Origin of the sequence: Lunatimonas salinarum (assembly GCF_017811155.1) — a bacterium.
GTDB lineage: Bacteria > Bacteroidota > Bacteroidia > Cytophagales > Cyclobacteriaceae > Lunatimonas > Lunatimonas salinarum.
Map to the genome: position 1 here is coordinate 239,817 of NZ_JACVCV010000004.1, position 21,873 is coordinate 261,689.

General features: G+C 47.9%; 17 protein-coding genes and 1 pseudogene. 8 read left to right on the plus strand and 10 right to left on the minus strand.

Annotated elements, in window-relative coordinates; translation table 11 throughout:
• Positions 1-150: 150 nt before the first annotated feature.
• Positions 151-1,140, plus strand: a complete 990-nt coding sequence (locus IAQ59_RS06585; RefSeq protein ID WP_209329994.1) for a glycoside hydrolase family 43 protein — start codon at positions 151-153, stop codon at positions 1,138-1,140.
• Here the strand turns inward: IAQ59_RS06585 and IAQ59_RS06590 are convergent.
• From IAQ59_RS06590 to IAQ59_RS06605, 4 genes are all read right to left on the minus strand, one after another.
• Positions 1,137-2,315, minus strand: coding sequence for a M14 family metallopeptidase (locus tag IAQ59_RS06590; protein WP_209329995.1), 1,179 nt, complete (start codon positions 2,313-2,315; stop codon positions 1,137-1,139). The two genes, IAQ59_RS06585 and IAQ59_RS06590, sit on opposite strands and share 4 nt — an antisense overlap.
• Positions 2,302-4,194, minus strand: a complete 1,893-nt coding sequence (locus IAQ59_RS06595; protein ID WP_209329996.1) for a CBS domain-containing protein — start codon at positions 4,192-4,194, stop codon at positions 2,302-2,304. Before IAQ59_RS06595 ends, IAQ59_RS06590 begins: the two co-directional genes overlap by 14 nt.
• A 42-nt stretch (positions 4,195-4,236) precedes the next feature.
• Positions 4,237-5,649, minus strand: a complete 1,413-nt coding sequence (locus IAQ59_RS06600) for an L-serine ammonia-lyase (protein ID WP_209329997.1) — start codon at positions 5,647-5,649, stop codon at positions 4,237-4,239.
• A gap of 72 nt (positions 5,650-5,721) precedes the next feature.
• Positions 5,722-6,387 carry a ferredoxin reductase domain-containing protein gene (locus IAQ59_RS06605; protein ID WP_209329998.1) on the minus strand — a complete coding sequence of 222 codons (666 nt, stop codon included), beginning with the start codon at positions 6,385-6,387 and terminating at the stop codon, positions 5,722-5,724.
• Between the two features lie 108 nt (positions 6,388-6,495).
• On the opposite strand from IAQ59_RS06605, the gene IAQ59_RS06610 reads away from it, so the two are divergent.
• The 4 genes from IAQ59_RS06610 (at position 6,496) to IAQ59_RS06625 (ending at position 11,159) form a co-directional block, all read left to right on the plus strand.
• Positions 6,496-7,590, plus strand: coding sequence for a 6-bladed beta-propeller (locus IAQ59_RS06610; RefSeq protein ID WP_209329999.1), 1,095 nt, complete (start codon positions 6,496-6,498; stop codon positions 7,588-7,590).
• Positions 7,591-7,715: 125 nt separating this feature from the next.
• Entirely contained in the window at positions 7,716-8,414 is a 699-nt protein-coding gene (locus IAQ59_RS06615; RefSeq protein WP_245189469.1) for a sterol desaturase family protein, read from the plus strand.
• Between the two features lie 3 nt (positions 8,415-8,417).
• Entirely contained in the window at positions 8,418-10,268 is a 1,851-nt protein-coding gene (locus tag IAQ59_RS06620; RefSeq protein WP_209330000.1) for a 3-oxoacyl-[acyl-carrier-protein] synthase III C-terminal domain-containing protein, read from the plus strand.
• A gap of 12 nt (positions 10,269-10,280) precedes the next feature.
• Positions 10,281-11,159: a DUF6999 family protein gene (locus IAQ59_RS06625; protein WP_209330001.1), complete on the plus strand. Its 879-nt coding sequence runs from the start codon at positions 10,281-10,283 to the stop codon at positions 11,157-11,159.
• Here IAQ59_RS06625 and bla read toward each other — a convergent pair.
• The 6 genes from bla to IAQ59_RS06655 form a co-directional block, all read right to left on the minus strand.
• Entirely contained in the window at positions 11,156-11,938 is a 783-nt protein-coding gene (bla, locus tag IAQ59_RS06630) for a subclass B1 metallo-beta-lactamase (protein WP_209330002.1), read from the minus strand. The two genes, IAQ59_RS06625 and bla, sit on opposite strands and share 4 nt — an antisense overlap.
• 216 nt (positions 11,939-12,154) lie before the next feature.
• Positions 12,155-12,487: a nucleotidyltransferase domain-containing protein gene (locus tag IAQ59_RS06635; protein ID WP_209330003.1), complete on the minus strand. Its 333-nt coding sequence runs from the start codon at positions 12,485-12,487 to the stop codon at positions 12,155-12,157.
• 4 nt (positions 12,488-12,491) lie between these two features.
• On the minus strand, positions 12,492-12,959 hold the full coding sequence (locus tag IAQ59_RS06640) for a nucleotidyltransferase substrate binding protein (RefSeq protein ID WP_209330004.1): 468 nt from the start codon (positions 12,957-12,959) through the stop codon (positions 12,492-12,494).
• Between the two features lie 249 nt (positions 12,960-13,208).
• Positions 13,209-14,234 carry a gamma-glutamyltransferase family protein gene (locus tag IAQ59_RS06645; RefSeq protein ID WP_245189470.1) on the minus strand — a complete coding sequence of 342 codons (1,026 nt, stop codon included), beginning with the start codon at positions 14,232-14,234 and terminating at the stop codon, positions 13,209-13,211.
• Positions 14,235-14,309: 75 nt separating this feature from the next.
• Entirely contained in the window at positions 14,310-15,191 is an 882-nt protein-coding gene (locus IAQ59_RS06650; RefSeq protein ID WP_209330006.1) for an SDR family NAD(P)-dependent oxidoreductase, read from the minus strand.
• A gap of 204 nt (positions 15,192-15,395) precedes the next feature.
• Positions 15,396-16,946, minus strand: coding sequence for a sulfatase (locus IAQ59_RS06655; protein ID WP_209330007.1), 1,551 nt, complete (start codon positions 16,944-16,946; stop codon positions 15,396-15,398).
• Positions 16,947-17,239: 293 nt separating this feature from the next.
• Here IAQ59_RS06655 and IAQ59_RS22610 point away from each other — a divergent pair.
• The 3 genes and pseudogenes from IAQ59_RS22610 to IAQ59_RS06665 all read left to right on the plus strand — a co-directional run.
• A pseudogene (locus IAQ59_RS22610) lies at positions 17,240-17,908 on the plus strand (type IIL restriction-modification enzyme MmeI); the annotation flags it as partial.
• Between the two features lie 165 nt (positions 17,909-18,073).
• Positions 18,074-19,960, plus strand: a complete 1,887-nt coding sequence (locus tag IAQ59_RS06660) for a class I SAM-dependent DNA methyltransferase (protein ID WP_245189472.1) — start codon at positions 18,074-18,076, stop codon at positions 19,958-19,960.
• Positions 19,960-21,615, plus strand: coding sequence for an RNA-binding domain-containing protein (locus tag IAQ59_RS06665; RefSeq protein WP_209330009.1), 1,656 nt, complete (start codon positions 19,960-19,962; stop codon positions 21,613-21,615). The genes IAQ59_RS06660 and IAQ59_RS06665 overlap by 1 nt, the downstream gene beginning before the upstream one ends.
• The last annotated feature ends 258 nt before the right edge of the window (positions 21,616-21,873 follow it).

The window sequence follows — 21,873 nt, forward strand, 5'->3', positions numbered from 1 at the left end:
GCCTTAAGCCACTACCACAATTCGTGTAAATCGCCGTCAAATACAAAAAAAGCAGCATCACCTCGAAAATCTACCAACAAGCGGTGACAAGACCGGCAAGATGTGTAATTTGCACCGCAAATCATTCGAACCCGATCAGACCTTTTAACTATGAATAGCCCAAGCCTGCTCGCCCTCTCATCGGCCATGCTCATCCTGTTATCCTGCGGTGGGTCCCCTTCTACAGAAAACAACCAGACAGTAGCGGAGACGGAAGAAGAGGTGTACTTATTTTCCTATTTTGTAGGCAACGGAGAAGACGGCCTGCACTTGGCGTATTCGGAAGACGGGTTTACCTGGGAAGCGATGGCGGAAGGAACTTCTTTCCTCACACCCACTGCGGGCGAAGACAAACTGATGCGGGATCCGTGCATCATCCGCGGGGCTGATGGAAAATTCCATATGGTGTGGACGGTAAGCTGGAATGAAAAGGGGATGGGCTATGCCAATTCCGAAGACCTCATCCATTGGTCTGAGCAACGATTCATCCCTGTGATGGCCCACGAAGAAGGGGCGAGGAATACCTGGGCACCCGAAGTATTCTTCGATGAGGAATCCGGCCTCTATATGATCTTTTGGTCTACCACGATCACGGGGCTTTACCCGGAGACGCAATCCCAAGAAGAAAATGCCTACAACCACCGCAAATACTACGTCACCACCAAAGACTTCGAAACTTTTTCGGAAACCAAGCTATTCTACGAACCCGGATTTAATGTAATTGACGGCACCTTGATCAAGGAAGACGGCGAGTACATTCTGTTTATCAAAGACGAAACCCGTGAACCTGCCCAGAAGAATATTCGAATAGCTAAAAGCAATCGGCTAACGGAAGGATACGGACCTGCAAGTGCGCCGATTACAGGAGACTATTGGGCAGAAGGGCCTACACCTGCCAAGGTGGGAGACAGATGGATCGTCTACTTCGACAAATACATCGACCATCAAATGGGCGCGGTGGCTTCTTATGATTTGGTAAACTGGGAGGACATTTCAGACCAGGTTAGTTTCCCGGAAGGAACCAAACATGGCACCGTGTTTTCGGTCACCAAGGCAGAGTTCGAGCATTTGGTAAATACGGGACCCCAAACAACTCCCTAATCCCTTCTGACCAATCGGAGGAAACGGCTTGAACTACCTTTCTTCACACGGTAGCCCAATAGATGGAAAATCTCCCGGTGCAGAAAACGGGCTACCCGGGTATCAGCCAAAAACATATTTGCCTCCACCGCATCCCTCCTGATTCCAGGCAACTTGGTTATCAGTTTCGAAAAACCAAGTTGCCGTAACCATTTGGATAGATGCATCCAAAATGAGGAAACCTTTTCGATGATAAAAAAACCATCGCTGCCCTCTGTCTGGTATAAAGGCATAAAAATCCGACCGCCGAACTTGGCAACGATCGTTCCGGTATTATCAGCCGCAAGCCGCTGCCCTTTTCTGACCGGCATGAAATTTACAAATCCCAGATCCATCGCAAATCCATCCAAAGGCAACACCTCGTGCCGATGGAGAATTTCGTAAAATCCAGGGGAAATGGTTACGGAGGATGCCAGTGATCGCTCTAGCTCGAAGATCCTTGAAGGTGAAAGCGAATGGATCCGGCACTGGACCAACATCAAGATAAAAAAGGCTCGATGCCTGATAACGGAGGTGTCCGACTCATGCCTACCTGCCTCAAAACCCAAGGCCGGGTATCCCAGATTATTGATATGGCTCATCAGGGGGCCATCCAGGAACTCTTCTATTCCAAGGATCAATGGCAGGGGAAACTTCGCCGCTAACTGCCGGTTGGCCAGGGAGTCGTTAAATGGGAGAAATGCACCACTCTCCGCAGAGGTGGTGTGCAGATCCAAAAAGAAAAGCTCTCCCTGCCCATACTCCGCCACAATCTCGGAAATAACACCATCCAGTTCCCGCAGCTCGGCCAGTTCGTGCACAGGCGGCCACTGGGCCTCAGGAATATCCCTAACTAACGCAAGGTTCTCTCCTGTCCAAATCCGGTTCAGATCCTTGTCAACAAAGCGACGTCCTAATGCCAGTGCCCTTCGGTTTCCCCTAATAATGAATACATTCCCGCTCAATCTATCTGGATGGAGGCTGCCCTCCTGCATCAAGTCAGTTACCGCCTTGATAGAAGCCTTTTCGTTTCCATGAATACCTACGAAGGCGACCAACGTAGGATAACCCTTACCCTTTTCATATCTAACGAGGTACCGATCATCCATCAACCAAGCTTTGGTAATTTCTTCGGTCTTTTGCTCAGGCTTGATCATTTTTCATCTTTTGCCATAGTTCACGGGTATCCCTATCCGTGATCAACCCAATCAATCTGTTGCCCTCCACTACCGGCAGGCAACTTATTTGTTTGTCCACCATTAACAGGATGGCAAATTTAATGTCTGCATCCTTTCCTATCGTGACCAGGTCGGTGCGCATGACCTCCCTGGCAGAAAGCCACTTCCCTTTGCCTGAATCCGCTTTAACGCTTTCGATCATTTTGCGGGTGATCAGCCCTTTCAGATTTCCATGACTGTCCTCTACCGGCACATGACGTATGCCTTTCCATTCCATGATTTTCTCCACCAAATCAAGAAGATCTTGTTCCTGAACAGTAATCAAGTCGGTCTTCATAAAGTTTCCAATCCAATCGTAGGGCATCCTACAACCTTCCGCTTCACTGGGAGCCGCAAGGGGCCAGGTATGAACAGGTGCTCCGGTCTTCCTCCGCTCGTAGAGAATGGACGTGATACCCACCATGGCCTCCTCTCTTGACATTTTCTTCTTTAGCTTTCTGAATCCCTTTACCGTCCACACACTGCCATCCAATCCTTTTTTCACCCTGCCCTCGATCACCGACAAGTACCGGCTACGCTCTGCTTCGTCCAGTCCGCATGCTTGAAGCCCTTCAGCCGCAAGGGGGATCAAGTGGTCAAGCAACAACTCACGGGAAGGAATCGTCCTACCTTCCCAAACCATGCAGCTTTGCAGGCCTGAGGTGGCCGCGCGATAAAAATTCGCCTTGGTGTCCTCAAAGGACTTATGGCGCCAACTGCCGCGATAGTGGTCGGGCATCGCCTTCATCAGACCTACCCAAAAAGCCAAATTGGCCACTTGGTCAATCACAGAAGGGCCGGATGGTAAATACCTGTTTTCGATACGGAGATGCGGCACACCCCCTCCCACACCGTAGCAAGGCCTATTCCAGCGCCAAATGGTTCCATTGTGCAGGTTTAAAGCCGCCAGCTTGGGAATACCTCCATGCTCCAATACCTGCATGGAATCCTCCTCAACCTTGTCTGGCAGGAGCAGGGTAAAACGGGAAATGGACTCCTTGTAAATTTCAGTAATCTCTCTTATCCAGCCCCTCCCAAAGGAAACGCGCTGTTCCTTTTCCCGGAGGTGATATCCCTTGCTGCGGATGTCAATGCTCTGCTGAAACAGCGATATACGGGTTTCGCTCCAAAGTTCCCTTCCAAACAACAGCGGCGAGTTTGTGCAAGCGGAAAGCACTGGTCCGGAAATCAACTGCGCCCAATTATACTGGTCTACAAACTCATCCGGATCCACCTGTAGATGGCACTGAAAACTTGTATTGCAGGCTTCAAACAAAATATTGGTGTGTGCCAAAATCAACTCGTCCACCCCCAGTATATTCAACTCAAAAGCCTCCCCCCGCAATTGCCTGATGACCTCATCCAGGGCAAAAAAACGTGGATTTGGCGTCATATAATCCAACTCCCCCGAACGCACGTCTATCGAAGGCAATATTCCAGACAGGATGATCTTATCTCCTATTGCTTTGGCAGCCTGATCGGTTTTAGTCAGCAAGGTATTTAGCTGCTTTTCCATCTTGACAAAACACTGCCGTTTTAATTCCAACGGATCCAGATTGATCTCAAGGTTATAAAGGGCCAACTCGGTCGTCAAATGGGGATCGTTCACCCTATTCAAAACCGCTGGAGCCTTTTTTGAGGGCTTATAATAGGCGTCAACCAGGGACAACTCTTGCTCGGCACCGATCCGCTGAATGTTTCGCTCGATCAAGTTTTGCCGGAGCATCTCCTCAAGGGCTTCTACATCGAGTAGCAGGTGCTTTAGAAAGCGCAAGCGATCCTGCTTGCTGGTTTTTGACCGGGCTCTATGCTTGTCCATGCCTATTTTTGGTTACGATTGACCGGGAGGGATCGCCGAAAATCAACAATCCACCCAATTAACGGAAAGGGCCAGACCACCCTCCGAAGTCTCTTTGTACTTTCCGTTCATATCCCTGGCGGTTTCCCACATGGTACGGACCACCTTATCAAGGGACACTTTGGTGTGTTCCAGTGAGGCTTCCAGTGCCAGTTCCGCTGCGTTGATTGCCTTGATAGCCCCCATGGTGTTACGCTCGATACACGGCACCTGTACCAGCCCGGAAATGGGGTCGCAGGTCAGGCCCAGATGGTGCTCCATGGCTATTTCAGCCGCCGTCAGCACCTGCCCGGGACTGCCGCCCAGCAGCTCGCATAGGCCCGCCGCCGCCATGGCGCTGGACACACCGATCTCTGCCTGGCACCCGCCCATGGCAGCTGAAAGCGTGGCGTTCTTTTTAAAGATACTGCCTATCTCCGAGGCTACCAACAGAAAACGGGTCACTTCCTCTTTCCCTGCTGATTTGTGCACAAATGCCAGGTAATAAAGCAGAACCGCCGGAATGACCCCCGCACTGCCGTTGGTAGGAGCGGTTACCACCCTGCCCATTGCAGCATTTACTTCATTGACGGCCAGCGCGAAACAGCTTACCCACTTCAGCACACTACGAAAATCCACATCCATGGCACGAATCGCAGCAAGCCAAGTTTCAGAATCTTCGTATTTTTCTTTTCCAAGGAGCCTGCTGTGCATTTCAGATGCCCTACGCTTGACGCGCAGTCCACCCGGCAACTCGCCCCCTGTATGGCATCCGGAGTAGATGCTGTCCTGCATCACCTCCCAAATATCCCAAAGCCCCGTAAGGATCTCCTCCTCTGTCCGCAAGGTTCGCTCGTTTGCCCACACGATATCCGAAACCCGTTTCCCTTCGAGGGTACAGTATCCTAGCAGTTGGTTGGCTTTTTCTATCGGAAAGGGGAACTCCTCCCGCAAGACAGGTGAAGCATCCACCTCACCTTCCTTCTGCACGAAGCCCCCACCCACAGAGTAATAGGTCTCAGTGAGGAGCCGGTTAGCTATTATCGCCTCAAAACGGAGTGCATTTGCATGAAAGGGCAGAAACTCATTATGAAAGACAATATCCGTAGCCATATCAAAGGGAAGGGTGTATCCTCCCGGGAGGGTGAGCCGTTTTTCGTCTTTGATCTTCCCCACCATTTGATCGATCTCTGCAACTGGAAAGCGGACCGGATCCAGCCCTGCCAATCCCAGCGTCACGGCCAAATCAGTCGCATGCCCCTTTCCTGTTAATGCCAACGAGCCATATAGGTGAACGGAGATTTTCTCCAGCGCACAAATCCGGCTCACTCCAAGTTCGTCCAAAAACCGACTCGCCGCCAACCAAGGTCCCAAGGTGTGTGAACTGGATGGGCCCACGCCGACTTTTAACATATCAAAGACCGAGATTTTCTCCATAGGGTAGTTGCGGGGATTGCATGAGCGTTTGACTCCCCTAAGATACGGGGCAATTTCGAAAAAACGCCGGTATCACTTTTCAAAAACAATGCCGTCCGGCCTAGCTCCCAGTTGTTTTAGGCTACTGCTCACATCCTTCACCATTTCCTCCGGCCCACATACGTAAAACTCTTGGGAAAAATCTGACAGTTGCTCTTTTAAAAATGCCATATTCACCATCCCATGGTGGTGCCCATCGACCCGCTCCTCACTCAAAATGGAGATGAAGTTTTCTCCTAAAAGATCAAAAAAATAGGATTCAAGCAATACATCTTTTCCCCGCTTATTGGCAAAGATCAGCTTATGGCCTGCCAGATCTCCCGTTGATTCGAGCATTCTAAGGATACTGATAAATGGTGTCACTCCGGCACCTCCAGCAATGAAAACACCAGGTCCGGTATAGGAAATGGCACCCCAGGCATCTCCGATCAAGAGGCTATCGCCCTCGACCAAGCCATCCACTTGGTAGGTAACCCCATTGTGTTCCCGGTAAGATTTGATCACAAACTCCAAATAGTCATCTTCAGGGAGGGAGGTGAAGGTGAATGGACGCTTTTCATCCCGCCATCCGTCCTTGTCTATGGCCACTTCGGTAGCTTGCCCCGGAACAAAGGTATATCCTTTGGGCTTTTCCACCTTTATTTCCTTCACATCGTGGGTAAGCGATCGGACACTGATAATTTTCACTTTAATGCTCATATATACCGTCTGTTTGGTTTCGAGGAATAACAATACAAAAACCGTTCTAATCTTTCAACTAAGCGTTTTAAATGATACATTGCCTTAGAATCCACGTCACTTAGCCCTATGAACAGGCGTATTTTGGGCAATTTGCTCCTCGTATTCGGGATCTTAACTCAATTTGGTTGCGGGGGTAGCGATCAACTTTCCGAGCAGGCAAGCATCCCTTCCCTGGAAATATCCGACGCCAAGACATTCGAGGAACCCTTTATTTTGGCAGATTACGCCACTGAAATGCGATCCATTCCTTTGGAAAGCACACCGAAGAGCCTTATATCCTATGTAAACGACGTCGCGTTTGGCGAAGACTACATTTATGTGCTTAACCTGGGCGGTGAGCCAGCCATCATGCAATTCGGTTGGAAAGGACGCTATATCCGCAGAATCGGAACCATCGGTCAGGGACCCGGTGAATTCCAAGTCCCCACTTCCATTGCCTTCGATGGCCGACGAAAACGGTTGGTCGTATGCGCCCCGTTTGATCACAAAACGTTGATTTATGAGGAGGATGGAACGCTCGTCGAGGAGTACCTGGATAAGACACGCATGCTCTCGGCGGCTTTTGTTACCTCTGACCATTTTTGGTTTTGGGAAAGCCAGTATGGCGAACCTCATGACGAAGGATTTTTGGTCAATAATCGGTTACACGTAGTGAACAGCGAATTTGACACCTTAGCCAACCTCAAGCACCACATTCACCTGGTCCAAAACCTAGGGTTGGTGTACCGGCAACCAAATTTTGTGTTTCAGGTAAACGACGTCAACTATTTTTTCCTGCCCACGCTTTTGCCTGAGACCTACCGGCGGGACACATTATTTGCTGTTTCCTCTACCAATGAGCTAGTTCCCGAAGTAGCGTTTCGGTTTAGAGAAAGTAAAAATGACGGCACATTTCCCCCGGAATATGCCATGGCAGATGTGCAGGTTACTCCCACCCAGTATCAGGTACAGTATCGACACCAAGGAAAACGCTACCTATATCTTTATGACAAACAAAGCCTAAGATCGGCAAAAGCGGAGGAAGGTTTTCAAGCTCCGATCTTTGCAGAACCGTTAATGCCCTTTTCAAAATCTGACGGAACGTCCTATTTTGTGGTTCCACAACAAGATGGACAGGGACATGAAGACAATCCCTTGCTGCTATGGGTAAAGTGGAAATAAATTATTTACCTTCTGATTAGGTTCTGACACTTCCCCAATACCAACAACCGAGTATTTTCACTAACTTTACAACAGGCCGGGTCATTTGTCCGTCCTTGGTGTTGATGGAGGCTATCTTAGAAAACATGCTCTTCCAATTCTCCTACCTGACATGGTTTGGGGTTACAATTCTTTATTTTTTAGTACTCTATTTTGGCTTAGGGACGCTCTTTCTCCGGACTTGTAAATTCCTGTTCCGTAACAACCTGCTTCAAAGGATAGATCCCCGGGAGGCCTCCAGCAGTCAGCTCCGATTCGAGATTGGGCACTCCCTGAAATCCATCTTTATCTTTGGGTTTTCCTCGATCCCCATCATCTACCTGATACGGACGGGAGTCATCGAGCTGCTGCCGAACACGTGGATAAATATTCTCTGGGGCCTAATCCTACTGACGCTTTGGAACGAGGTCCACTTCTATGTGATCCACCGGATCATGCATTTCAAACCGATGATGCAACATATTCACTACATCCATCACCGATCCACCGTTCCCACTGTTTACTCGGTATATAGCTTTCACTGGCTGGAAGCATTCTTGCTGAGCACGGTTCCATTGACCATTGTGCCTTTTATTCCTTTCTCGATCGTGGCCGTCTTTCTTTACCCCACGGTCAGTATCCTGCTGAACTTCGCGGGGCACTGCAACTTCCGATTTGGCGATGGCAAGGGCGACAGCTGGCGGCTGTTTGGGACGGCTCATCACGAGCACCACAGCAAGGGAAGGAAGAATTATGGATTTGCCCTAAACCTGCTGGACAAGCTGTTTTCCAAACCAACGAAATAACCCATGCAAGAAGTATATATCACCAGTTCCGGCTCCTTCCTCCCCAACTCGCCGGTTTCCAATGCGGAAATGGAAGATTTTCTGGGCCGTATCCATGGAAAAGTCAGCCGAAACCGAGAGCGCATACTAAAACAAAACGGCATCCAGACGCGCTATTATGCCTTGGATAAGCAGCAGCAATCTACCCATTCCAACGCCGAGCTAGCTGCACAGGCCATCCGAACGGCACTGGAAAGAAGCAGCCTGCGGGCCAGCGAGATCGACTTATTGTGTACGGGAACCACCCAAGGGGATCTGCCCATACCGGGATTTGCCAGCATGGTACATGCCGGTCTGGATCTGGGGGACTGCGAGGTTTCCAGCCACCAAAGTGTGTGCGCAAGCGGTATTATGGCACTAAAAAATGCGTATTCCCAGATTAAATCCGGGGAGAAACCAAACGCCCTGGCCGTTGGGAGCGAATTTGCCAGCAGAATGTTCAAAGCCTCCCGCTTTGAGGCCCAAGGGACGGATGCCCTTCCCTTTTCCGTGGAATTCCTCCGTTGGATGCTTTCCGATGGTGCAGGGGCATTCGTATTGCAAAACCAGAAAAACAGGTCCGGGATATCTTTGAAAATAGAGTGGATTGAGTTGAAATCCCACGCCCATGAGTTTCCGGTGTGCATGTTTACCGGAAAAACGGACAACCGAAACGAAACCGAAAAAACCTGGCTGGACTACGCCAGCTACGAGGAGGCCTCAGCCGCCGGAGCCATCAATCTCCGCCAGGATGTGCGCCTGCTGGACAGCTTGGTAAAAACCGGTGTGGCGCATTATTTTGAATTGATCAACCAAGGGAAAATCCAGCCAGCGGGCATAGACTGGTTCTGCTGCCACTACTCCTCGGAGGTATTCAAAGGCCCCATCAGAGAACTGATGATCAAAGGTGGTGGAGAAATCCCCGATCCGAAATGGTTTAGCAACCTCCCTACCAAGGGAAATACCGGTGCCGCTTCCATCTACATCATGCTGGATGAACTACTGTATTCGGGCAGGTTGAAAGCCGGAGACCGCATCCTTTGCATGGTGCCGGAAAGCGGCCGTTTTATTACCTCCTTTATGCACCTCACGGTGGTCGGAGAGGATAAAACCGAAAAGAAGCCCTACACCATCCGGGAAATTGAATCGCCGGAACTGAACCTGTCCAAGAACGAAACCTCCGAGTGGCTCATTCGAAACCTCGCCCAGGTCTGGATTGATTTTGAGACTGAATTGCTCCAGGTGCCTGTCGTCGCCAAGATCCATCAGGGAAATCTCAGCCTGGCCGACTACAAGCTACTCCTGACCGACCTACGCCAACAGGTAATCGATGGCTCTCAGTGGATCTCCCGGGCCGCATCCCATATCGACATTGGGTTGTTTGAGCTGCGGTCAGCCTTTATCAAGCATACCGCTGCCGAACACAAGGACTATCAACTGCTCGAACGAAATTTTGAGGCCCTGGGAGAGGATCCCGAGACCATCCGAAGCGGTGAAAAAAACATCGGCACCGTTGCCCTTACCTCCTTCGTTTTTCAACAGGCCAGTAAACCCAACCCTATTGACCTGCTGGGTGCCATGTTTATCATCGAGGGCATTGGCAAACGCCTGGCCGGCTATTGGGGTAGGATGATCCAGGATCAACTTGGTCTGCGAGACGATCAGGTTTCCTTCTTTACCTATCACGGCATGGCGGATGAAAACCACTTCCATAACCTGGAAAAGGCCCTGGAGCACCCGCTTATGAACCTGGACTTGGCCAAGCGGATTGTCAAAACAGCCAAAACAACCTCCAAACTCTATACCATGCAGCTCAATGAGCTCGGCAACTACTAAAAGTAACACCCCATGGACTACCTGACCCACGACGAACGAGACCCAAACCCTTGGTTGGCCCTCTACCTGGATGACAGCATTCCTATCAACCCGTCTACCAAACGGGCCCTGATGCGGGACAATTCCTCCAAATCAGTACGTTACCTGCTTCCCATCATCGAAGTTTGGTCCAAGATCACCATGTTTTTTATCCATGTCTTCAAATACTTTGTGCCCCGAGGCTTGAATTCGTCGCGGGTACTGCACCGGATACTGGCATGGGGGCTAAAAAACTTTGTGAGCCCAGACGCCAACTTGCTTATCTTTCGGCACTTCCATGTGGGTACGGAGATCCTGCAGTTTATAGCCGGTAATGTACCGGGAGTGGCCTTAGCAGGCAACCCCCTCAAGCCCAAGGATTTTGATAGCATCAAAGAAGACCTGTTTTTGAAGCACGATCTCAATCTCTATAATTTTGTGATCAACCTGAACCGGCAATTAAAGGAAAAGGGACTTACGATCCGCCCACCGGAAAAGTTGGACCTAAACATGATCACCGAGGATCAGTTTGACCACATCGAATTTCCAAACCGTTGGACCAACGTGCTGGACTTGCGTTCGGCCATTGAGCTGTTTACGCCCTTTTACCAGCTTTTTCTGACCGCCAATGATTTTGTGCGCGCTTCCAATTCCCTGCAATTGGATGAAACCATCGCCATCTACACCTCGCAGATCTTGGGAACTCCCGCCCATTTGGGTTTGGTAAACAACAAGCACCCCATGGTACCGGAAACGACCTACAGTGCTGCCTACCGGTTGGTATTGCATGGACTTGCGGCCGAAACGCTACATGAAATCCTGGTAAAAATGAAGCTTAGCAAGCAAAGCGATGGGATCATCACGCCACACTAATCTGTGTTCTGAAACCTGCCCTCCCCGAAATGCCTTGTCCTAAATAATTCGATGGTATAGTCGAGAAGTCCAACATCGCCGAAAGCCCCGTGGCCTGGAACCACTAGTTTGACATCCGGAAACCGCTGTTTGATGGTCTCTACCGTTTGGGACCAAGCAGAAACATTGGCGTCTCCCAAAAATCCTTTTTGCGCACCCAACTCCTTGATCAAACACCCTCCAAACAATACGTCCTCGCTGGGGAAATACACGACCACATTGTCCTCGGTATGGCCTTGGCCGAAGTGTTTCGCCAAAATAATTTCCCCACCCACCTGGAAAGAAAGTGAATCCGCAAAACCATGCTGAGGTAGGGGGAAATTGTTTTCCCCAGCAAACTTTATCGTTTGGTGGGAAGCATAGGAAGGAATCCCCCGACTTTCAAATACCGGCAGTCCTCCCAGGCAATCCTTGTGAAAATGGGTAGGCACTACGCCTTTTAGCTGAAAATCACCGATGTCTTCGAGCCATTCAATGAGTGACGCCGAGCTTTGGTCATCCGTTGGCGTATCGAAGACAAAAGCATCTCCTCCCCCTGTCAGTACAAGCCCATTGCAGGCAACCTTTCCAAAATCATCCGTTTGCAGATAAGAGGTGTGGATAAAGGCATTTTCGGAAACCTGCGTAATGACCAATTCCTCAGACCGAAATAGTTCTTGAGGGTAAGCTGCTTGTTTTGATGGCGGGCTACAAGCGATAACGAACCATAAGGCTGGAATGGAAACAAGGAGAGACTTCATGAAGGAATGCTTGTGGTTAAGTGGTAAACTAAGTGAACATTTAAACCGGCAAAACTACTCAGGTACTCCGGGCGAATAGTTCTTGGCAACATTGTCTTGAAGTAAAAATACGTATTTAGACGGATTTACAATAAAGAAGGAACCCCTGTTTTTTATACCCCGCTCCCGCCTTCTATCTCGCTGCTCTATAGCCACGGCTGACGTATGAGATAATGATCAATGAGCCGGGTTGGGGTCGGTGTCCCTTGAATAAATTTCCTTCCCTACCCGATGGATATGATCAAGAAACTCGGGATTACGGATTCGGTCGTAGATAGAAACATCAAACTTGTAGGGCAGCATCAGGTCATCCAACTCAAATTCGATGGCTGTCTGCAGACTTAGGTCAATTCCTTTTCCCATTAACGTAAAGTCGATGTCGGAGGCAGGCTTAAAATTCCCCATCGCCCTGGATCCATAAAGCATCACTTTCTCTACCTGTTGATAGTTCGAAAAAACCGCACAGATGCGCTCCAGTTCTTCCTTGGTCAACCCTGTCATACCTTCCATATCGTTAGAGCTTTCCCTGATCTCCACTTCTTTTCTCTTCCATTATCCGCTCGAACTCCAAAAACGCCGGATAATAGTCATCCATAATTTTGGAAAAAATCTCCGCAGCCGTCTCTTCGTTATAGGTGTGTGAGGTCCTATTTCTGCTTCCGATCATATCCATCCATACTTTTCCATCGGTCACCAGTTTGAGTTGGAAGGCTTCACGGGTTGCGTCTCTGCTACCACCGATGGTCGAATTACCCTGAAAGACAGCGTAATCCTTCATCACGTTCCATGCCAGTTCGTGGGTGTACTCAAACCGCTGTATCAGTCCTTCCCTAATTATTTCATCTACCAGTTCAATAGTGTTTGAATTTCCCAAATCGTCTTGTACTTCCTTCTGCTTGATATAATTAACCGCTTCGGAAAGCTTTCGAAGTGCTTTTACGAAGTTTGAAAAACGCTGTTCCCATCTAATGTCTTCTTCCATAGCCTGCTTTTTTTGTCTGTATCGTTTCCCGTAGATGGAACACCTAAATCATATTCAGGTATCCACACATCAAGCCTTTTGGGTCTCCTCTAGCTGTTCGCCACCCTAAAAGATCTCCTATACGAAAAAACGAAGATCTCAGAGTCCTTGAGTTCATACCGGCATCGGCAAGGTACCTAATAATGCGGAGATTGGGTACCATCTTCGTTTTAGGCGGGTGTAATTAGATTTGAAATTTACCCAAAATAATCAATAACCCACCGCCTGTCCGTCTTTCCGCGACTCAGAAGCGCCATAGTACACTCCATCCTTCAGCATGATAGCCTGGTATCCTCCATAAATTCCTTTGTCCATCCGAATCACATGCCCCTTGTCCATCAATTCGCTGATGGTCTCATAAGGGAATCCGGACTCGAGAAAGGTTTCGCCAAGCCCCGGCACCCTGCCGCCACGGGCCGATGTGCCAGAATGGAAGACTCGGGGAGCATCACCGGCCTCCTGCAGGTTCATCCCAAAGTCAATGAGGTTCATCACCACCTGCACATGGCCTGGCACCTGCATATCCCCACCCATCAGCCCAAAACTTACAAAGGGCTTGCCTTCCTTGGTGATAAAGGCGGGAATGATGGTATGAAAAGGCCGCTTTCCAGGACCGTACTGATTGATATGTCCTTCCTCCAGCACAAAACCAGAACCTCTGTTTTGCAGAATAAACCCTAATCCTTCCGGTACTACGCGCGATCCTAATCCGGAAGACAAACTCTGAATCAGAGAAACCATATTCCCATCTTTGTCGGCTATGGTAAGGTAGACCGTGTGATCCCCTGCGCTTAGTCCCGGATGATACTCGCCCGCCTTTGCAGGGTCAATGAGCGCCCTTCGCTCGGCCGCATATTTCTTTGAAAGCAGCTCCTCTAGCGGGATATCGCCAAAATCCGGGTTTTTGAGAATTTCACCCTTTCTCGGAAATCGACCATCCGTAAAAAACACCTTTTTGAACGAGGGATTGTCGGATTTTTGGACACTCTCTTCAAACGTCCTAAAAAAATCCGCCACCTCCGAGGTAACGGGTATGCCCGCCTTCGCATACGAAACAGTTGGCTCCATCAGACGGGCCAAATCCAGCACACCAAATTTTTCGTGGAGTGCAACCCAACCGTCCACACAGCCGGGCGTGGTAATGGACCTACCTGAAAGACGGTCCTGCGCATGCAAGCCAGAGAGTCCTAGACTACATAAAGCAATAAGGGTACAAGTGGTTTTGATCAAATTCATAAGCATCTGGGCTTTATTTCAGGTAAATAACGACTCATTGCTATCCCGGTAAGAGCTGGTCGGCGAGCGGCACCATTACATTCGGTTTCCTCCACCTACATGAAGTACCTGACCGGTGATCCAATCCGCCTGACTCGAAGCAAAAAAGATCACTGCATGGGCGATATCCTCTGGCTGACCGATCCGACGAAGCGGATACCCTGCCGCCAGTTCCTTCTCCACCTCCTCCGGCATCCACCCCGTCTGCACGGCACCCGGAGAAACCACATTTACAGTGATGCCGTAGGGGCCCAATTCCGTCGCTGCTGCGCGTGCATAACTCTCCATCGCAAATTTGCTGGCACCATAGGAGACACTGGATGGATGGCATCGGGAGCCATCCGTGGTAATATTCACGATACGGCCCACCTTCGCTCCGCGCGCGATATGCCTTTTGGCAAACTCCGTCATCATCAAGGCCACCGCGCGGCTATTGACCTGAAAATGGGCATCGTGCGTTGCAGCAGATACGGCCTTTAGCGCATATTCCTTTGCAAACACCAGATCCTGGTCCAGTACAGTCTGAGGCAAGAAGGTGTCCGGATCGGCCAGGGCGGCATTGTTTACCACTATATCCACCCGGCCCCAACGCTCCTCCGCTAAATCAAACAGCATCGGTATCGTCGAGGGATCCGACAAGTCCGCCTCTACGGTGAGGCAATCCCCTCCCATACTCTGTATCTCCTTAGCTACCCAATCGCCGGTTTTTCCGATTTCCCCGCAATAAAATGCTTTCCCTGGAGCAGTCGCCTGCGCCACGGTCTCTGGGGTCTCTCCAAAAAACTCTGGCTCTTGTCGCAGATACGTGACCAATACCTTCGCCCCCTCTCGTGCAAAAGCGATCGCAATCGCTGCACCGATCCCGTGATTTGCTCCGGTTACGATCGCTACCTTTCCCGCTAATCCTTTGTCTACCATATGGTTCGCTTGTTGTTTTTACGGTTAATATACCTATTTTTGGCGGTTTTAACTGACCTTACCGGTTCCCTACCTACCAAAGAAAGGCACTATTGACACCGCAAGTGCCTAGATCATCGACTTAAGTACCCAGCTCATAGAGCCACCTGCTCAGCCAAATGAACAGCGATTCCATCCTATTGACGCCTCGGAGAAGGTGATTCGCTAAAATACCTCAAAATCGCCTTTGCGCACAAGTCCATGGGCATCCACGGTATATCCGGTGGGACCGCCTTCCTTCCAGGTCAGCTCCGGCACCATTTCCAATAGGACCTTTCGATGCGATTCCACCACCTCGCTGTGTTCCTTTTGATAGGCTATGTTATGCCATTCATTGGGATCTTCCGCATGGTCATACAACTCCTCCAGGTTGATTTCCGGATAGTATATATACCGGTAGTTCAGGCTTCTGACGGTGTGCCCGTTCACTTCCGGTCGGTTGGAGCCGCCAAATTTATAGCTGGTAATCACCGGTTCGGTCTTGGTGGTAGGATCTTTTAGTTGGGGCACCAAGCTTCTTCCATCCAAGTGACCTGGCTGCTCATATCCGGCCAATTCGACCAAGGTCGGGTACATATCCATCAGGCTTACAGGCTGATCGCAGCGGGCTCCACCCAGGTTCATGCCCGGTACCGAAATCAATAGCGGTACCCGGGTAGACCGCTCCCAAAGGGTAAATTTCTCGATGTTGTCTTTTTCTCCCATGTGCATGCCATGGTCAGACCACAGTACGATGATCGTGTTGTCGGCATAGGGGGAATTTTCCAACTCGTCCAGCAGTCGCCCCACCATCGCGTCCGAAAAGGTAATGGAAGCTGCATAGGATTGGATGATTTTTTCCCATTGTTGGTTATCCAATACCCATTTCATAATCCAGCGCCTGCCGTGATCAAAGGCATCTTCCAGGTCGTCTGCTTTGCGCTCCGGGAGCACAATGCTTTCCAAGGGATACATGTCGAAATATTTTTGGGGCACTTCCCAGGGATCGTGGGGCTTCCACGTGCCGACGGCCAGAAAAAAGGGATTTTGGTGCTCCTGTCTGAGTTGGTAGGATGCCCAGTCTACGACGTGGTAGTCGGCCATCTTCTCATCCGGAACAGGCACCGGACCCCAGGTCCACCATCCATCGCCTCCGGGGCGGTTTTCGTTGTCCACGTCCTCGGGATAGATGACCTCCTTCGGTGCCCGGATCTGGTAAGGGTGGGAGATGTAGGCGCTGGGATAGTAGAAGTCCCAGTTTTCAGGCTCCACTTGGCTTGTTGGTGTCCAAGGAGGTGCCTGACTGTGATAGATTTTGCCGGCACCCAAGGTTTTATACCCCTGGTTTTTGAAGAACTGCTCCAGGGTGATCGAGCTTTTTAATGCCTGAAACTCCCGCCATTTGGGGCCATCGCCCCAATGCACATGCTGTGTTCCTGACCGCGCGTGGTGTACTCCGGTCATAATTGCCGCGCGTGTGGGTGCACAGGCCGGGGCCGGGGTATGTGCATTGGTAAAAATCATGGATCTGGCGGCAAGCCGGTCGAGGTTAGGCGTATGGATTTTCATCCCTGCATGCCCTTCCAAAAATCCGGCCCAGTCATTCAGGTCGTCCATGGCGATAAAGAGGATATGGGGCTTTTCGGCCGATTTTTTCACGGGGGAGCTACAGGCCTGCAAGAACAAAGCCGCTCCCACGATCAGGATTAAGAAGTTAGTAGAGTGAAGCGATTTCATCGGGTTTCCGGTAAGATTTTGCGTATTGGCTAGGTGAGATACTCACGGTGTATGGGAACACGCATGGAAGCTCGTTTGAACGGGTGATTATTAAGCCCTGAAAGATAGCGCAAATCAAAAGTTTTTCCAAAGAGATCTTTTCTATGCTTGGGACTCCGAAAAATTGGCATTGGCAGGAGAGGTTGCCTGTTTTGTGGCTCTTTTTTGGGATGATTTAGGTGGAATTTAAGAAGTGATTTGTAAATGCGAGTGAATTAGAGCTATTTTAATGAACAATAGTGTAATCATTTCCTATGACCATTACCCAAATTGAGAAAAACCTTCAAAAGCTGATTGGAAATTTTGATCAGGAGACTTTTATCTATGACCTGCTTTTGGCTTATGGAGCGCCTAAGGCATCCATTGCCCGGCTGCAAAATGGTAATCTCAACCTATCTAAAGATCCAGGGGTATTCAATTGGAAGAAAAAGGTGCTATTCCAGGAAGCTTTTGAGCAGGATTTGCATCAAGTACTTACAGACCTAAAAATCCAAGCCAATCATGACCAACGCTTTGTAATTGTGACAGATTACAAGCAATTGGTGGCTTTCGATACGAAAACAGCGGACACACTGGCCACTGAACTTGAAAATCTGCCCAGGCATTTAGACTTCTTCCTTCCATGGGCAGGAATGGAAAAGGCCCAATATGCAGAGGAGAATCCAGCAGATGTCAGGGCAGCGGAAAAAATGGCCCGACTGTATGACGAAATCCGAAAGGACAATCCGGACACATCTCCGGAATTCGTCCATGGACTCAATGTGTTCCTTTCTCGTTTGTTGTTCTGCTTTTTTGCAGAGGATACCAATATTTTCAAGGACAAGCAGTTTACCGGGGCGATTGCTTCGCACACGCAGGCAGACGGGAGTGATTTGCACGTGTACTTGGATCGGCTTTTTGAGATCCTGAATACGCCAATCAATCAGCGTCAGGACATCCCTCACTACCTGAATGACTTTCCCTATGTCAATGGCGGGCTTTTTCGGCATACACACCCTGCTCCGGTATTTACCCGAAGGTCCCGACAGGTAATCATCGATAGCGGTGAACTGGACTGGAGTGCGATCAATCCGGATATTTTCGGATCCATGATTCAGGCAGTGATTTCGCCTGAGCATCGTGGAGGGATGGGCATGCACTATACTTCCGTGCCTAATATCATGAAGGTGATCGAGCCGCTTTTTCTCAACGAGCTGTATGAGGCCTTTGAAGCAGCCAAGGGAAATCCTAAGAAGCTAAATGAGTTGCTCTATCGACTAAGTAAAATAAAAATCTTTGATCCGGCTTGTGGTAGCGGAAATTTCCTGATTATCGCTTACAAAGAGCTTCGCAAATTGGAAATCTTGATCCTGAAAGAGAAAGCAAAACTTTCCGGAAAAGTTGGCAGTGGAAGTCTAAACTTCGGTGGCGATTTTGTTTCACAGATCTCACTCTCCAATTTCTATGGCATAGAACTGGATGACTTTGCACATGAGATAGCACAGCTATCCTTATGGCTTGCCGAGCATCAGATGAATGTTGAATTTTTTAAAGAGTTTGGCCAAACCTCCCCAACCCTTCCATTGAAAGAATCTGGGAATATTGTGCATGGGAATGCATGTAGATTAGATTGGGAAAAAGTATGTCCAAAAAAACCTGATTCCGAGATTTATATTTTGGGAAATCCTCCCTACTTGGGTGCAAGAATGCAAGGAGTTAAGCAAAAACAAGATATGGATCAAGTTTTTTCATTTCTGTCTAATTACAGAGATTTAGATTATATATCTGTATGGTTTTTCAAAGGAGCTAAATACATAACCAAGAATAGATCAAAAGTTGCCTTTGTAACAACAAATTCTATTTGTCAAGGACTCCAAGTTGGGTTATTATGGCCTCATATTCTAGATCAAGGTATCAGTATATTTTTTGCACATACAGCTTTTAAATGGAGTAATAATGCCAAAGATAATGCAGGAGTAACAGTTGCAATTATTGGAATATCAAATGAGGATGGGGCTCAAAAAAGGCTTTTTACAGATGATAGATTCAAGTTGGTTAAAAATATCAATCCTTACCTGATTGAGGGGGGGAATTCTATTATCTTAAGAAGAAGTAAACCTATTTCTGAGTTTCCAGAAATGAGTTTTGGCAATATGCCTAATGATGGAGGAGGGTTGATTCTCAATGAGGATGAGAAACAGGAAATATTAAAAAAATATCCAGATGCGAATAAATTTTTCAGGAGGTTAGTCGGCTCTGCTGAATACATTAGAGGAATTGATAGGTATTGTATTTGGCTAAATAACAAAACATTGGAGGAAGCAATGTTGATACCCCCAATTACTGAAAGAATAGAAATCGTTAAAAACCATAGACTTTCAAGCAAAGATGCGGGAACTAATAAATTAGCCAAAAGACCCCATCAATTCAGAGACAGAAAAGAGGCAAACTATACCCAAATTATTATGCCAAGTGTTTCCTCTGAAAGGAGGGAATACATTCCTACAGGCTTTCTTGACAAGAACATCGTTGTGTCAAATCTTGGTCTGGTTGTTTACGACGGTGAATCTTGGATTTTGGGCGTTTTAACATCAAAAATGCATATGATCTGGACAAAAAGTGTTGGCGGGTATTTAGGTACTAGTATCAGATACTCAAAAGACATAGTTTATAATACATTCCCATTTCCTGAAATCACAAAAGAAAGAAAAGAGGAAATCAATCAGTGCGTTTTCAGAATTCTTGGAGAACGAGAAAAGCACCCTGAGAAAACCCTTGCAGAGCTTTATGATCCAGATAAAATGCCTGCCGGACTTCGAGCAGCCCATGAGGCCAATGACGAGGTAATAGAACGGTGCTATCGTAGCAAGCCATTTGATTCTGATGAGGAGCGCTTGGAATATCTGTTTAAGTTGTATGAAAAGATGATTGCCGAGGAGAAGACGAGAGGGAGTCTGTTTGAAAATAAGAAAGGGAAAAAGAAAGCCAAAAACTAATGGAAAGCCTACTTCGACAATTTCTATCGCAGGATACGGAGACAGAGATTTTGGAATTCAAAGAAGCCAAAAATCAGTACGACAAGGATAAGCTGGGGAGGTATTTTTCTGCCCTGAGTAATGAAGCCAATCTCAAAAACAGACCCAATGCATGGCTGATTTTGGGAGTTGATAACAATAAGCAGATTGTAGGCACCCAAATTTCAGATACTCAAATCAATGAGTATAAGAAGGAAATTTCGGATCATACTGCACCCAATTTGTCTTTTCGGGAGGTTCACAAAGTTCAGATTGAGGGTAAATTGGTTTTGCTTTGTGAAATCCCCGCAGCGCCAAAGGGAATACCCGTAGCTTGGAAAAAGCAATTTTATGGTAGGGATGGAGAAAGTTTGGGAACGCTCAACATAGACGAACTTGATCGCTTCCGAGAGCAGTCCAATGCTTTTGATTGGAGTTCGCAGATTATCGAGCATGCTAACTTGGATGATCTTTCTCCGGAGGCCATAGCGATTGCAAGACAAAAGTATTCTGAGAAAAATCCGCATTTGAAAGAGGAGATGAATACTTGGGACGACATCACTTTTTTGAATAAGGCAAAAATCACCATTCAGGGGAAAGTAACCCATACGGCGATTTTATTGTTGGGAAAGCCAGATTCAGAGCATTTTATCAGTCCTTCCACCGCAAAGATTTCTTGGATTTTGAAGGATAAAGATGGACTGGAAAAGGATTACCAACACTTCACCTGTCCATTATTGCTGTCCGTTCAGTCCGTTTATTCGAAAATCCGTAACCTGAATTATAGGTATTTACAGGATGGAAGTATTTTCCCAGAGGAGGTCAGCCAGTTTGATCCCTACATTATCCGAGAAGCATTGCACAATTGTGTGGCTCATCAGGATTATACCCTAGGAGGCAAGATCAATGTGATTGAGCGTGAGGATGGAATTTTGATCTTTTCAAACTCAGGTGATTTTATTCCTGGAACAGTAGAAAAGGTGGTTGAATCTGACTCACCTGAAACCAAATATCGGAATCCATTTTTGGCCAATGCGATGGTGGATCTCAAAATGATTGATACCATTGGAAGTGGAATCAGAAGGATGTTTGTGATTCAGAAAAATAAATATTTTCCATTGCCGGATTATGATTTTTCCGATAGGAAAGTAACCGTAAAGATTACGGGGAAAGTGGTAGATCTCAACTATGCTAGAAAGCTTGCTCAAATGCCGGGGCTGTCTTTGAATGAAATCATGCTGTTGGATAAAGTATCCAAGGGGAAACTACTTGAAGAGCATGAAATACAGCAGTTGAAACGTAAGAAGCTAATTGAAGGTAGAAAGCCTAATTTTCATATTTCGGCCATCGTAGCGAAAAAGTCTAACCAGAAAGCTGATTACATCAAGCTCAAAGGAATAGACGATCAGTACTCGATGGCATTAATAAAGGAATACCTTGATAAATTCAAGGTAGCCTCAAGAAGTGATATTGAAGAGTTTCTTTTGGATAAGTTGGGAGATCGGTTTTCGGATGAACAAAAGAAACATAAAGTCAAGAATATGTTGCAGAAAATGAAATCCATGGAAGAGATTCGAGTGAATCAAGAAAGAAAATGGGAATTGGTGCCAGAAGGAGAAAAGACTGGAGGAATTTAGCCTTCTCTACTTTAGACCGACTTAGACGAGTTTAGACGGGAATTTAGACGAGTTTAGACGAAAAAAGCTCTCAAAATATTGAAAATCAATATTTTGTATCTTTTGGTTTAGACGAGATTTAGATAAAGTTACCTTGCTGTTTCGTCTAGCATAGTAGAAGTCAACTTCGGTCCGATAGGCTAAAGTACAGTCATCAATCCCAAGAAAAATCGGATGTACAAGCTAAATCTTATGTGACGGTCATGTGATAGATTAGCC

Excerpts from the sequence above, each read along its gene's own strand:
- IAQ59_RS06640 (WP_209330004.1), bottom strand. The coding sequence starts at position 12,959 with ATGGAAGAAGACATTAGATGGGAACAGCGTTTTTCAAACTTCGTAAAA.
- IAQ59_RS06610 (WP_209329999.1), top strand. The coding sequence starts at position 6,496 with ATGAACAGGCGTATTTTGGGCAATTTGCTCCTCGTATTCGGGATCTTA.
- bla (WP_209330002.1), bottom strand. The coding sequence starts at position 11,938 with ATGAAGTCTCTCCTTGTTTCCATTCCAGCCTTATGGTTCGTTATCGCT.
- IAQ59_RS06595 (WP_209329996.1), bottom strand. The coding sequence starts at position 4,194 with ATGGACAAGCATAGAGCCCGGTCAAAAACCAGCAAGCAGGATCGCTTG.
- IAQ59_RS06590 (WP_209329995.1), bottom strand. The coding sequence starts at position 2,315 with ATGATCAAGCCTGAGCAAAAGACCGAAGAAATTACCAAAGCTTGGTTG.
- IAQ59_RS06615 (WP_245189469.1), top strand. The coding sequence starts at position 7,716 with ATGCTCTTCCAATTCTCCTACCTGACATGGTTTGGGGTTACAATTCTT.
- IAQ59_RS06620 (WP_209330000.1), top strand. The coding sequence starts at position 8,418 with ATGCAAGAAGTATATATCACCAGTTCCGGCTCCTTCCTCCCCAACTCG.
- IAQ59_RS06600 (WP_209329997.1), bottom strand. The coding sequence starts at position 5,649 with ATGGAGAAAATCTCGGTCTTTGATATGTTAAAAGTCGGCGTGGGCCCA.
- IAQ59_RS06660 (WP_245189472.1), top strand. The coding sequence starts at position 18,074 with ATGATTCAGGCAGTGATTTCGCCTGAGCATCGTGGAGGGATGGGCATG.
- IAQ59_RS06635 (WP_209330003.1), bottom strand. The coding sequence starts at position 12,487 with ATGGAAGGTATGACAGGGTTGACCAAGGAAGAACTGGAGCGCATCTGT.
- IAQ59_RS06650 (WP_209330006.1), bottom strand. The coding sequence starts at position 15,191 with ATGGTAGACAAAGGATTAGCGGGAAAGGTAGCGATCGTAACCGGAGCA.
- IAQ59_RS06585 (WP_209329994.1), top strand. The coding sequence starts at position 151 with ATGAATAGCCCAAGCCTGCTCGCCCTCTCATCGGCCATGCTCATCCTG.
- IAQ59_RS06665 (WP_209330009.1), top strand. The coding sequence starts at position 19,960 with ATGGAAAGCCTACTTCGACAATTTCTATCGCAGGATACGGAGACAGAG.
- IAQ59_RS06645 (WP_245189470.1), bottom strand. The coding sequence starts at position 14,234 with ATGAATTTGATCAAAACCACTTGTACCCTTATTGCTTTATGTAGTCTA.
- IAQ59_RS06625 (WP_209330001.1), top strand. The coding sequence starts at position 10,281 with ATGGACTACCTGACCCACGACGAACGAGACCCAAACCCTTGGTTGGCC.
- IAQ59_RS06605 (WP_209329998.1), bottom strand. The coding sequence starts at position 6,387 with ATGAGCATTAAAGTGAAAATTATCAGTGTCCGATCGCTTACCCACGAT.
- IAQ59_RS06655 (WP_209330007.1), bottom strand. The coding sequence starts at position 16,946 with ATGAAATCGCTTCACTCTACTAACTTCTTAATCCTGATCGTGGGAGCG.